This window comes from Bacillus sp. JJ1127 (genome assembly GCF_036965845.1).
Taxonomy (GTDB): domain Bacteria; phylum Bacillota; class Bacilli; order Bacillales; family Bacillaceae_G; genus Bacillus_A.
Genome location: NZ_JBALQK010000146.1, coordinates 21,758 through 34,668, shown reverse-complemented (window position 1 = coordinate 34,668; position 12,911 = coordinate 21,758). Strand labels below are relative to the sequence as shown.

Sequence of the window (12,911 nt, the reverse complement as noted above, 5' to 3'; positions counted from 1 at the left end):
ATAAATTTCTTTTTCATGAAATACCTCCTATATTTATTAAATTATGATATACAACATCAAAAATAATATCATAATTATTATATATTGTAATTATTTAATCTTAGGTTGTATTAAATTAACAGAGAGTCTAACAACCCTCTGTTATAATTTACTAGTTTTTTTCAGGAAAGATGTGCCTGAAAGATTGTAAAAAACACTAAACAAAAGAGAAAAAGACATTCTTCGGAGTATAACTAAAAGCCGTATTTTGTGAAAAATAAAAAAAAGACCAGCTTATCACTGCTCCGTTTTCTCGTTTATTAATTTTTGAACCAGGGCTTCTAATGTTTCGATTCTTTGATTCATAACATTCATTTCTGCATTGTGTTTTTCTTCCAAACCCTTGATTTCTTTATCATGTTTTTCTTCTAATTCTTGTACAGCTGCAGTAAGGATTGAAAGAGTGGAATATAACTTAATCCCGTCTTTCTCCGGAGTTGTAAATATATCGTCTGATTCTTCCGCAATAAACCCATATTGTGTTTCAATATCATTTGTTGTATAAGGCTCAATTTGATTCGCTGGTTTATTCATTCGCATTTTGTACAATTCATACATATCTCGTTTCAGAAAGTACTGTTTCACTTTTAATTCCCGAATTTTTTCTAAAGCTGAAAATGGCAAGTCATGTACAGAAGTTTTAATCTTCTCTGTCGATCTGTTGATATGTTGCATTGCATACGAATCTTTTTCTGCCCATAAGTTTGTATCAGAACGTATTCCCCCATGCGCGGTAACTTCAGCGACTTCTATCCCTTTAAATCCGTTCCCCATAAGGTTCTTTATTTGCAAAAGTTGATCGTAGCCGGAAACTGTTGAGGAACGAATAGTGTGACTACCTAAATATATATCGCAATCGCCACCACCGTTTGCAGCTTTAAAACTTGCAACGTTTTTACCATTATTGTTAATCGTAACAACGGTTTTACCATCTAAAAATATGTTTTTCGCTGTATGATACATATCGTTTTGAGCTGTAATTCCGACATTCCCCATTGCTGTTAATCGAACGCTACTTTCTGCACCGTTACTATCCACAAATCTATAGTAAACACCATTACCATCCTTATAAATAGTTCCGAAATTTCGTCCAGTTCCGTCCCCTTCACCTAAGACGATATACGGATTGAACGTTTTACTTTGCCGCTCATCTTCAAAACCAATCACAATCTTCGCATTTCCTTGGTTTACGAATCTCAATACCTGATTTTGCATGTAAATATGCTCATTTGTATTACTCGTTTTAACTGTCGTCCCTTGCAACAACCCCGCTTTAATCCAAGAAGCTTCTACTTGCCCGACTAAATCAATAAACTTTGCTGCAATTTTAATCTTTTCAGAAGTCTGATTTATTTCCGAAATGATATTACCTTTACGGACTGTACTAATAATTTCCTTTTCAGTAACTGCCAAACGCCCTTCCATTTCTTTTACGTAAGCATCTTTAGCAAATGTCCCGTCTGCTTCTTTTCTTGTGTAAACTTCTGATGATTTTGCTGCCAATAAGATCCCTTCTGTATTTGCTGCAATCTGCCTTTGAAGGTCAATTACTTTTTGTGTGTATTGTTCAGTTGCTATTTTGTCAGCTAAGTCTTCCATGATTTTATCTTTATCAGCGAAGTCATTTGGGTTCTCAAGATAACTGGATGGAATTGAGCCTTCTTGCAGCATTGGTTGAGCCATCCACAATGTGCCATTCCTTATGATATTGTAACGGAACATTACTTTTGCAGTACCTGCCGGTGCTATCCCAGACACGACAACCCTCGTCCATTGGTCTTTCAAAAGTTTAATTTCTTCAGATATTTTCGATATAAAAGTTCCATTAGCAGTATAGAATTTTATTTCGAAAGTTCCACCTTGATCCATACCACTAGGATTATCAGTCTTAAAATAAGCAGACGCTACTACAGTAGCACCTGCCGTAATGTCTACTGTTTGTTCTGCTCCTACAAAGACGTTACTCGTATTTCCTTGAGCGATTGTCTTTAATGAAATAGAACCCCTATATTTTGTGTTTACATCACGTACTATATTGTAAGTTTGGTTTACCAACCAAAAATTTGTATTTTTTCGAAACTCAGTATTGCGTAGCTTGTTAATATTTCCAATGCCGCCCACATAATCTTCAACTTGCTTAATATCGACTTTTCCTTCGATAGATTGTGAAGTTTGTTCGATTTTTGAGTGAGCATCAAGAATTTGTTTTTGTTGTTCTTTTGTAGTAATAGAAAGTTGTTCAACTGTACTGTTTAAACCATTCATTGATGTTTCAAATTTAGCAGTTCTTTCATCAAGCTCTTTTACATCTTCGCCGTAATTAGGTATGAGTACTTCCCATTCCATGCCTGACCATTTCTTTAGAATGCCGGGTTTACCATTTGAAATATCAAGCCATAGTGTTTTCCCAGCTTCTAAATTGTCTGTTGGTGGTGTCTTACTCTCAATAATGGTAGTTTGAAAGTTTTTTATATTTTCTAGTACTTTTTCAGCTAATTGTTTTGCTGCTTCCGATTCTTCCACAGCTTGTTCAGATTGTCCCTTTGCTTCCTCAACTAACTTTTCTAGCTGTTCCAATAACTCTTTGTTAGCTTTATCACCTAAGATACCAAGAATTTTATTATATAACCTTCTTAGTTCTTCATTCGGATCTACAATCTCACGGTAATCACCAAACGTGTACTTGTCTTGTTCAGGATTAGTATATGATTCATCGGCAGCAATCGCCCGAGCTTCTAGATACAGTTTCGGTGTGAATCCTGTATCCTTGATATAAAGTGTGTCACCTTCATTGATTAATTCATGTGATAGACCAAAGATACGACCAATTGATGCTGCATCAACCTCATAAGAAACTGAAGCATTAACACGTTTCTTTAACTCTATTTTCATTAAAGTCATAAGGCGTTGAGGGGACATATTTAAGTCTTCGGTTTCGGGTGTATAAAAACCAAATTTATGTTGACCGTTTTCAGACCAACGTTGAAATGCATCGTTATCTACGATATAAGGAAGTCCGTTATTAATAGACTCAACGGTGATTACTTCATCACCCTCGCCTTTCACAAATCCGACGAGGGCGGTACAAATATTTTGTGAGTTCTCGATTCGTTTGACACCTTTAAGATCCTTCCCTAAAGTAACCTCTTTCCCAGTATCTCTGCCGCGTCTTTTAACCATATCAACGTAACGACCAACGATTTGGGAACCTACAACTTCAGCACGATATTGAATTTCTAAATCAAATAGCGAAGCGATATCTTTTAGGAATTTAAGTGGATCAATAAATTCATCAATAGTCATTGTATGGAATCCAGTGTATTCTGTTTTACCGCGTTTCCATTTCGTTCCTGCAAGTGCCATGTCCATGAATTCATTTACAGTTTTTGATTCAATTCGTTGTGGCTTGATAATCCCTGCTTTTGCTAATAAAACCCATTCACCTGACGCATAAGTTATTACTGATCTATTATTAGAATCCTTCTCAGACTCAGTAATTACATAAGGAACGATTCGACCATCTCTAACTTCTTTTAACACTAAATTTTGTTGCATCAATGTTGCTGCATGTTCCATATTATCAAATACTTTAAAGTCTAACGTATCAACGTTGTTTTTTATTTCCCAATGGCGTTTATCATCCCAATAATCCTTCGGCTGGATAGCAGAAACGATTTGTTCTGTTTTAAAATCAACAACGTGAAGTATTCCACTAGGTGTTTTCATCTATATCGCTCCCTGTATGATATTGTGGCTATTCCAACAGAAGGCATGATGTCAATACGGTTATCGCCTCGTATTACAGTTGGGAAATCACTAAAGATATCTTTTATATTAATAGCACTCTTACCATTGATGGTCACAAGACTTCGCTCAGTATCGATAATGATTCTGTCACCTTTATCAAAGATATAAGGCTTCGTATTAACGTTCACATTATTGACTTTCCAAATTTTCAAGTCATCAATCTGCATGACGTCAACAGGTTCATTTACATCCCAACTCATGATTGAAATCATTACCTGTGCTACCTTTCGATTAGTCATTGGATTTCCACTTTCATCAATCCAACGCTCAACGAATGAAGCATCGTCAATTTCTGTACCGTCCTGGAATCTTGCTACATAAACAGACCACTGATTCCCTCGTCTAGCGACCCTAAGTCTACCGTAGAATTGATTAAACGTATTCGGATGTGCACCATTTGTATCAACTAACTTACGTAAGCTACCTGGAGTTCCTGCATTACCAATTTTCATATGAGCCTTTGTGATCTCCGCATCCCAATATAAATCATTCATATTGATTCTGGCTACAAGATTACTTGCGTCATCCAAAAGTAATACTTCAACGCGTCCCATTTGTCCAATGTTTGTAGATTTCAAACGCACATACGCTTCCATTTCAAAATCTTGAATCGGGCCACCAGGTATATTTTTCTTAGCTAACGCACCGTGGAATCCGCTAGATTCTCCGTAATCACCACAGTAGAGAGCGTAACCATCTCTAACTTTAAACGAGCCTGTTCCTTTCATATCATCGAATTGTGCCACGGGAGTCCATCCTACAGGAGTAGACATATCATCCCACATAACTCTTTCTCGTTCTTGTACAGTTGTTTCCGCCACTGTGAGAGGATAACCAATTCGAAAGTAATTCCGATCATGTGGATATGCACCATACCAAACATCAAGGAATGTGCTCGGCTCTCCAACCTTAATATCGATGAGAGCTGGTGATTCTACACTGCCGTTATTTTTAAAAGTAGAAGTAATTTCAGTAGACCACTTTCGCTCGAATTCGTGAGTCTTTGTTGCACCAAGTTTATAAGGCATTGGACAAATAAAAGTGATAACACCTTTTCCCTTATTAACTAACTCATCAAGGTCAAGAGAACCGTCCACAACAGCAAGATATGTTCTGTCTCGTTCATCATCAAAAACAAGTTCAGCTGGTTCTTTAGTAAATAACCAATCTGCTAAATCCTCTTTTACTTTTTGCAAATCGGCCATATCTTTTTTTGCTTTAATAACAAGAGGAACATCTATGCGACGTTCCTCTGTTTCCGTATTAATTAAAAAAGCTCCTGGACGATGAGGAACTCTTACTAAATTACGTCTAATTGGAGCCCATGATGGGCGTTTTCTTCCTACAAGCATTAAAATGTAATCTTTTCGAATGTTATTGAATGAGAAACTTAATTTGCCCATAATGTATCACCGTCCTTTGATTAGAATTGGGCCCTTCTTTTTCTATCACGTTCTTGAAGCTCTGTAGTATACATATAAGTTCCGCCTGCAAGTTCTCGACCATCTAACATGTTAGTCATATTTACAGTAAGATTAACTTCTTTTTCTGCCGATACATCATTTGGAAATACCCTCTTAGTAGCTGAAGGGACATATTGTTGTGGGAAATTTGGTTGAATTTGATTCACAAATCCATTGAAATTATTCTTAGGCATAGAGAATTTTGGCGTAAAATCAAAACCAAAAACAGATGGCATGTTGCTCATTTGTTTTTTCAGTGTTCCAACTACTTTCTTTGCTGCATCGACAACAAATCTATTTCCTTTGTCCATACCTACCCCTACACCTTCGGGGACAGCACTTCCGACTGGAATCATGACTTTCGAAGGACTGTTTATTTCAAGTGCGCCAGAAATTGTATTTTTTATCTTCTCTGCAACTCCTGCTGCTTTACTTAAAAGTCCACCTGTAGCTGAATCTATTCCTTTACCAAGCCCTTCTATAATGCTTTTACCAATGCTCCATAAATCAATTGACTTAAAGAATGATTCTACTTCATGCCACTTACTTTCTACACTACTTTTTATGTCCTGCATTTTATCTCGTACTGCTTTTTTCATATCTTCCCATTTTTGAGACGCTGTATTTTTAATATCTTCTACCGCTCGACTTGTAGAATTTTTCAGATCTTCCCACTTGTGAGTTACATCTGACCACAAGTCTTTCATTTTCTGAATTACATCGTCTTTCATGACCTGGTACTTCGATTTAATCTGACCCGTTTCCCAGTCTACTTCATTTACATGTTCGCCAGCTTGCGCTTTGGCTTCACTTACAATTTCATTATGTTTATTTTTCGCTGTAGAAACCGTGCTTTCATATTGACGTTGAGCTTCCTTGATAACAGCATCAGCTTCTTGTGCATTCAATCCACCCATCTCATCACGTTGTCGAATTGCTTCTGCTATTTTTTCATCTCTAGTCTTTTTAGCGTCCTCAATGACTTTATCACGCGCTTTAGCACTGTGCTCAACAACTTCTGCTGCTTGTCGCGCAGATATTTCACTTGCTTGAACACGCATATTCTCAAGAATAACTTTCTGTTCCATTTGATTTTGTGTCATATGTTGAATCGCTACACGATCCATTTCATCTTGCAAAGCTTGGATTTCTACGTTTTCAGCATGTGTACGTTCGCGATTCTCTGCTGCTGCTTGAGCTAAAATCTCTTTAATTCTTGCATTTTTTTCAGATACTTTTTGTTTTTCTTCTTCATATTTTTGATTTAGTAACTCTAATCTTTTATTTTCCTCTTCACTTGTAAGTACGTATGAATCAGCAAATAATTTTCTCAAACGCTCAGTTTCTTTTTGCTTACGCTCATCAACTTTTGTAAGAATTTTCTCAGTTAACTGATCATATTGCTGACCTAATTTTTGAGCTTGTTCGGTTGTAATAACTTCATGAGTCAATTTAATTTCAGTTAACTTTTGCCTAATACCATCAGATAATTTGAAATACTCACCGAGAACTTTTTTAGTTGATGAACTTACTTTGCCTTCTGTATTTGTAGCAAAACGATCTACAGCAGCAATGCTGTCTTCTGTAGCTTTTTGATACGCTTTATAAGCAACAACTCCAGTTCCAATAAGTGCCGCTGCTACCAATCCGACAGGGCCAGTTAAAAAAGCAAGTGCACTTCCTAAGAATCCGACTGCTCCTGCCGCAATTCCGGCAAATCCACCAACTGATGCTAATGCGAGAGATAAAGAACCAATCCCAGAAACCATCATTCCGATTGTTGCTAGAACTGCTCCAATAGCAAATGCAATAGCCGTTATAGCAAGTACAATCCCACCTGTGATTGCAATAGCTTTTTGTATTGGACCAGGAAGAGCATTAAATCCATCAACGAGTTTTTGTAAACCTGCTACAAATACGCCAATAACAGGGGCGAGTGCATCACCAATTGTTTTCTTCATAGTGGAAAAAGAGGAATTTAACAGGGTAAGGCGACCTTTTAATGTGTCCATCTTCGTTGCCGCAACATCAGCTGCTGTAACTTTCGACATAGCATCCCACATCTCATTGACACCACTAGCACCCTCTTTAAATAAAATCGTCGCTCCACGTACAGCATCCGAACCAAACAGCGTTTCAAGCGCCATACTTCGTTGTTGATCTGTTAGGCCTTTCATTGATTCATGAAGAATACCAGAAATATTTTCTAAGCTTTGAATATGACCTTGTTGATCATAGAATTTTGATGATAGAAAAGCAGAACTTGTTCCTAACTCCCGGAATGTCGTATCACATTTGTCATTCCATTTTGTGACTCCCTCTGTTTTCATTACATATTGCTCTAGAGCTGTTTCAATATCACCTACACTTCGTGAAGCTGGTGTGATACCATTCTGAACTAAGAAATCGAAACCAGCTTGTGCATTATATGTGATGAGACCTAAATCTCTCATTTTGTTATATGCTTCTTTGGTAGAAGGATTAAGCCTCATAAGCATCGTTTTTAATGATGTACCTGCATCAGAACCTTTTAACCCGTTCTGGGCAAATACTGCTAAAGTCGTGGCTGTATCTTTGAAAGACATTCCTGCTCCTGCCGCAACAGCTGAAGATGCTGCTAGTCCATATCTCAATTCACGTACATCAGTAGCTGAAGCATTCGCTGCACCGCTTAGAATGTTGGCCGCATCAGCTACTGAAAGATGGTCGGCTTTAAATGCATTAAGTGCTGTGGATGCAATCTCAGCTGCTTCACCAAGTTCTAATTCTCCAGCCGTTGCAAGGTTCAATGCTCCTTCCAAACCACCGTTAATAATGTCAGTTAATCCAACACCTGCTTTTATTAACTCTTCTACGCCTTTACCAGCTTGCACAGACGAGAACTTTGTCTTCTCACCCATATCAATCGATAAAGCACTTAGCTTTTTCATTTCTTCACCGGTAGCACCGCTGACCGCCTTGACATTTGCCATTTGCTGCTCGAAATTCATGGATTCCTCTACTGCTGATTTGAGTCCACGTCCAATTGCATATGCCATACCACCAAATACCATACCAATTTGCATACCTGCGTTTTGTAAATGGTTTCCTAATGTCTCCATACGATTCCCGAAATTTAATAGACGGTTCCCTTGTTGTTCTAATTCGTGATTCGATTGACGTAATTCTGTTTCAAATCGATTCAGTTCAGCAGTAGCACGGTGAATTTGTTCAGCATAATGTTGAGCCGATTGACTCGCTGCGCCTTCTTCTGTTTTTGCACGGTTATACGCTTGTTGTAATTCTCTAATTTTTTCTTTCTGTTTATCAACCATACGAGTCAGAACATCGATTTTTGCTCGTGTTTGTTCAGTTGCGTTAGAAAAACCACCCATCCCTGTCGTAACAGACTGGAATTCAGCTTGTAATGCTTTTAAAGCATTATTCAGCTTATCAATCCCTTTTTTCTCCGCTTGCTGATTTAATTGTTTGAGTTCATTCTCAAAGCGATTCAAATCAGCGACTGCTTTATTCACCTGTGCAGCATATCGCTGTGTTGCTGCATCATTCTCTCCGAGCTTAGCTTTATTTTTATCGTAAGCATCCCTTAGATTTTTAATTTTCTCTTTTTGTGCTTCAATGATGCGGTTTAAAACGTCCATTTTTGCACGTGTTTGCTCACTTGCTGTTGCAAAACCGCCCATTCCCACACTTATAGATTTAAGCTCGTTTTGAAGAGTTCGTACTGCACGACCAGAGTTAGATATACCTTGTCGAAAGTCTATATTATCAAGAGAAAGACGAACCACCAGATTATTTATTTCATTTGCCATAGTCTCACCTCCATCATTAAATGATGTTTTCAGCTGGAACTGCTATTTCGTTTGAATTTGAAGTCTCATTATGCGAATTTCCTTGTTCACCCATTTTTCGATTAAGTTTCAAATAATGCCAAATATCCATTTCATTATCGATATGATGATGTTTATATCCTTGACGTAATAAAGACAGGTAGAGCTCGTCCATAAACTCGCTGAACGTTAACCCTCCTCCCTCTACTCGTTTGGGTCTTCTTCTGCTCCATTTACAGGTGTACCACTAGCTGCTTCTACAGTTTCATTAATAAGAGCATTAATTACTTCTGATGTTGTTGCTAAAAATTTACGAGCATCAACACCATCCCAATATTGATCTACAGTAAATTGTTGACCATACACCTTTGTTACATATTGAACCATTTTATCCATATCTTCTGGACCAGGATTATTTGGAATATCAGCAAGCTCAGGCGCTTGGCGAATCAAGCGAGCTGGAATGAATTCTGGCATGTTAAAAGTTTTCTTTTCCCCGTCGATTTGTAAAGTTAATTTCATAGTTTATTCCTCCTTAGTTAATAATAAAAGAGAGAGCTTTTGCTCCCTCTTACTTTCCTGCTGGTGGTTGTGATACAGTTTTTTCATATACTTTTTTAAACCAGTTGTCCCCGACAGCTTTTGTGAATGTCGGCTCATCTTCATCAGCTGTGAATTTCGTTCTATCATCATAATCACGTTCAATAAAGGAACCTTTTAATTTTGTTGTTTGGAAGTTCGGCTTATCTTTCTTAGTTTCAGCTTCCTCTTCCTCTTGTGAAAGTTTCCCTTTTAACAACCAAACATATCGGTATTTTCCGTTAGCCTTTAAGAAACGCCATCCAATTGCTAAATACGGTTTTTCTCCATCACGTTTCTCGTCTAATACACCATTCTCAGGTTCTGGATACCCTTCAATATCTGCTTTTGTTGATAACGAAAGACCTCGAACCTCAATTTCCACCTCAACTTCACCGTCAGACTCAGCAATTTCTGATTTTTTGTTATCACTCCACATAATCTCAGTAGCTACTTTTTTAGATGTTTTAACCTTTACAGCGCCTTCCAATTTCTTTACAGCATTGTAGTCAATACCTGTTATGTCGTCTTTCGATAATACTGCATAAACAAGATTATCTACACCCACAGTCGAACTAATTTTAATAACTTCTCCAGCCATCTATAACTCCACTCCTTTTGCGAATCGCATCGCGTAATGAAATATTTGTGTATCATCTTCATATAAATCAGCAACCGCATAACGTGAAAAGCCGATGCCTTTCATGATTTCATTCACCTTTGTATGAATTGCTGTTGTACTGTTCTTTGACCAAATATCTATTTGAAACGTGATTTCACTTGCAGTTTCTGCATCATCGGCAAATGAATCCGGAATATTATTTAATTCAAAAAAAGTAATTCTAGGGAACTCTTCAGCATTTTTAGCCTTTTGATAATAAACTCTCTTTCCACCTAACAAGGAAACAAGCTCCTGATTAGACTCAAGAGCTTGTACAATGTCTGGACGTAAGTTTTTCAAGATTAAAACCTCATTTCGTTCCTTAAAACATCTGTCATAGCACGGATTGCTTCTGATTTTGAAGAACTAAAGCCAGGCTCAACAAATGGGTGTGCTGGCATTTTTGATGTTCCCCATTCATGAAATTTCAAGTAAAACCATGGAGAACGATCTGCTTTATCAAGGCCGATTTTTACTGTTTTGATACCATCTTCTAACCTAGCCTTTGTAACTTTTATATGATCAGCACCATGCTCTCCTGTTCGCCATGGTTCACTTTTAGAAGCTGGTTTAGGACTAGCACTTCTTGGAGCTCTTTCGGCAATAGCTTTCCGAATAGGTTCTCCACCTGCTGCAAGAACCTTATCTTCTATCTTTTCACCACGTAATCCCATCGTTTCGAGATGTGTAATAAGTTGATCAAATCCCATAAGGTTAACGCTACCACTACTACCCATTCATACCACCACGCTTCCACATAATTAGCAAAGTGTGATTTTCAGTTGGAAGAACTGAAATGATATCGTAAATCACATTTTTGTATTTAATTTTCATATCAGCGGTAACATCATCACGATATCGGATTTCTGTTTCACCCTGAACCTCACTATTGGCTGCGGCCGCTTCAAAATACTTTCTTCCCTTTAAAAAAATAAAAGATCCCCATACAGTAAAAGAATCTTTATAACTATCTATTGGTTCACCGTCTGAACTCTTTGCATCTTCATCTTTTATTTGGAATGTGAGTCGCTTATCTAATTTACCTGGGTTCAATTGGAATCACCACCACAATACTGCAATTGGATTAACATAGATTGTAAGCTAAATGCTAATTGTTCCACTTTCCCTACAGCTTCACGTTTTTCATACCAATGTGAAATTAAAATACGAGCTGCTAATTTAGCAAGCTCGCTATTTAAATCCACATCTTTACTTGTCGAATTCTTAATATATTGTTCAGCCGCTTTTATAAATGATGCAATGAGCATGTCCTCCTCATTACCATCCACACGAACGTAATCTTTTGCTTCCTCTAATGTCAGTACCAAGAAAGACACCCCCTCCATCATTAAGCTCCAGTTTTAGCTGCAACTGTAATTTGTCCATATACAACCGCTTCTGTATCCCACAATGTAACATCTTCGCGTTCAATCGCACGGAACTCAGAAGTGTTTGTTCTCCAAGCGTTGCCACCTTCTTTAGTCATATCGATAGATAATTGTTTTCTATCCCAAAGAACAACTGCTTCTTTTAAATCACCAACAATGAAAGGTGCTTTACCATCTTTATCTGTAGGGATTGTTTTATTTGATAAGACAATAACTGGCTTACCAGCGAACAGTTTACGAGTTGGGTTTGTTGGATCTGGTTGAAGTAGCGGGCGACCATTTTTATCTTCTAATTGATCTAAATAATTGAATCCATCTTGGTTTGTAACAATATTAGCCGCTGCTGCAAAGATTGGATCTAGTGTAACGTTTAATGTCGTTTTAAGACCGTTATAATCTTTTAAATCAATCTTTGTGAGTTTATTGATTTCTTGTAAAATCAGATAGTTTCGAGTTGCAATCGACTTTTTCGCAATCCATTGACGTAAATAACTTTCTAAAGCTTGATCTGTATCGTCTAATAAATCATTTGGTACTGGTAAGAATCCAGCATAATCTTCAATAGCGTATGATAAGCGTTCAAATTGTGGAGAAGAAATCTCTTGCATCGCATTCGGTTTTCCATACTCCGATAATGGTGCAAAAGGTGTAGAAGCTGCACGTTTTTCTAATGTACGCGCTCCTTTATTTGTTGAAACAGGTTGTACATTTACATATTGTTCTAGGCTATCAACCGTTTCTTTTAGCTGATTAATTGTTGTCGTAATATCCTCTGGAACAATATAACCGCCATCCTTGCCTGTATTCTCTGATAAAGATGCCTTATATTCTTGCATAACGCTTGCTTCCTCATGGCTCAATGCCTGTCCGCGTAAAGCTTTCATAAATACCTCTTTATATGTTGTATCTTCATTTCTAACTGATGCTGGAGGTAACGCTCCTGTTTCTGAATTTACAGGATCAGGGACTTGAATTTGATTCATCGCTAGATAGTTATCTAGCTCATTTTTTGCATTTTTCGCTTCCTCAATTTTAGCTTTAGCATCTTCATATTTACCGCTATTGTTTAACTCAGCAGCTTTTGCTTTTAAATCAGCAACTTTTTGACGTAATTCTTGTTCACGTTTATCCATTCGGAATTTCC

At 37.4% G+C, this 12,911-nt stretch carries 10 protein-coding genes; all 10 read right to left on the bottom strand.

Going from position 1 to position 12,911, the window contains the following annotated elements:
- Nucleotides 1-276: 276 nt before the first annotated feature.
- Nucleotides 277-3,765: a phage tail spike protein gene (locus V7183_RS15245; RefSeq protein ID WP_335360064.1), complete on the bottom strand. Its 3,489-nt coding sequence runs from the start codon at nucleotides 3,763-3,765 to the stop codon at nucleotides 277-279.
- Entirely contained in the window at nucleotides 3,762-5,249 is a 1,488-nt protein-coding gene (locus V7183_RS15240) for a distal tail protein Dit (RefSeq protein WP_335360063.1), read from the bottom strand. The genes V7183_RS15245 and V7183_RS15240 overlap by 4 nt, the downstream gene beginning before the upstream one ends.
- 20 nt (nucleotides 5,250-5,269) lie before the next feature.
- On the bottom strand, nucleotides 5,270-9,121 hold the full coding sequence (locus V7183_RS15235) for a phage tail tape measure protein (protein ID WP_335360062.1): 3,852 nt from the start codon (nucleotides 9,119-9,121) through the stop codon (nucleotides 5,270-5,272).
- A 222-nt stretch (nucleotides 9,122-9,343) separates the two neighbouring features.
- Nucleotides 9,344-9,661 (bottom strand): phage tail assembly chaperone G, encoded by a 318-nt coding sequence (gene gpG, locus V7183_RS15230; RefSeq protein ID WP_335360061.1) that lies wholly within the window; start codon nucleotides 9,659-9,661, stop codon nucleotides 9,344-9,346.
- A gap of 49 nt (nucleotides 9,662-9,710) precedes the next feature.
- The gene (locus V7183_RS15225; protein WP_335360060.1) at nucleotides 9,711-10,319 is read right to left on the bottom strand and encodes a major tail protein; all 609 of its coding nucleotides are present in this window, start codon (nucleotides 10,317-10,319) and stop codon (nucleotides 9,711-9,713) included.
- Nucleotides 10,320-10,679 carry a tail completion protein gp17 gene (gene gp17 / locus V7183_RS15220; protein ID WP_335360059.1) on the bottom strand — a complete coding sequence of 120 codons (360 nt, stop codon included), beginning with the start codon at nucleotides 10,677-10,679 and terminating at the stop codon, nucleotides 10,320-10,322.
- Between the two features lie 2 nt (nucleotides 10,680-10,681).
- Nucleotides 10,682-11,116 (bottom strand): HK97-gp10 family putative phage morphogenesis protein, encoded by a 435-nt coding sequence (locus V7183_RS15215; RefSeq protein WP_335360058.1) that lies wholly within the window; start codon nucleotides 11,114-11,116, stop codon nucleotides 10,682-10,684.
- Nucleotides 11,109-11,432 (bottom strand): phage head closure protein, encoded by a 324-nt coding sequence (locus V7183_RS15210; protein ID WP_335360057.1) that lies wholly within the window; start codon nucleotides 11,430-11,432, stop codon nucleotides 11,109-11,111. The genes V7183_RS15215 and V7183_RS15210 overlap by 8 nt, the downstream gene beginning before the upstream one ends.
- On the bottom strand, nucleotides 11,429-11,707 hold the full coding sequence (locus tag V7183_RS15205) for a head-tail connector protein (RefSeq protein WP_335360056.1): 279 nt from the start codon (nucleotides 11,705-11,707) through the stop codon (nucleotides 11,429-11,431). The genes V7183_RS15210 and V7183_RS15205 overlap by 4 nt, the downstream gene beginning before the upstream one ends.
- Before the next feature lie 20 nt (nucleotides 11,708-11,727).
- On the bottom strand, nucleotides 11,728-12,900 hold the full coding sequence (locus V7183_RS15200; protein WP_335360055.1) for a phage major capsid protein: 1,173 nt from the start codon (nucleotides 12,898-12,900) through the stop codon (nucleotides 11,728-11,730).
- Between the last annotated feature and the right edge of the window lie 11 nt (nucleotides 12,901-12,911).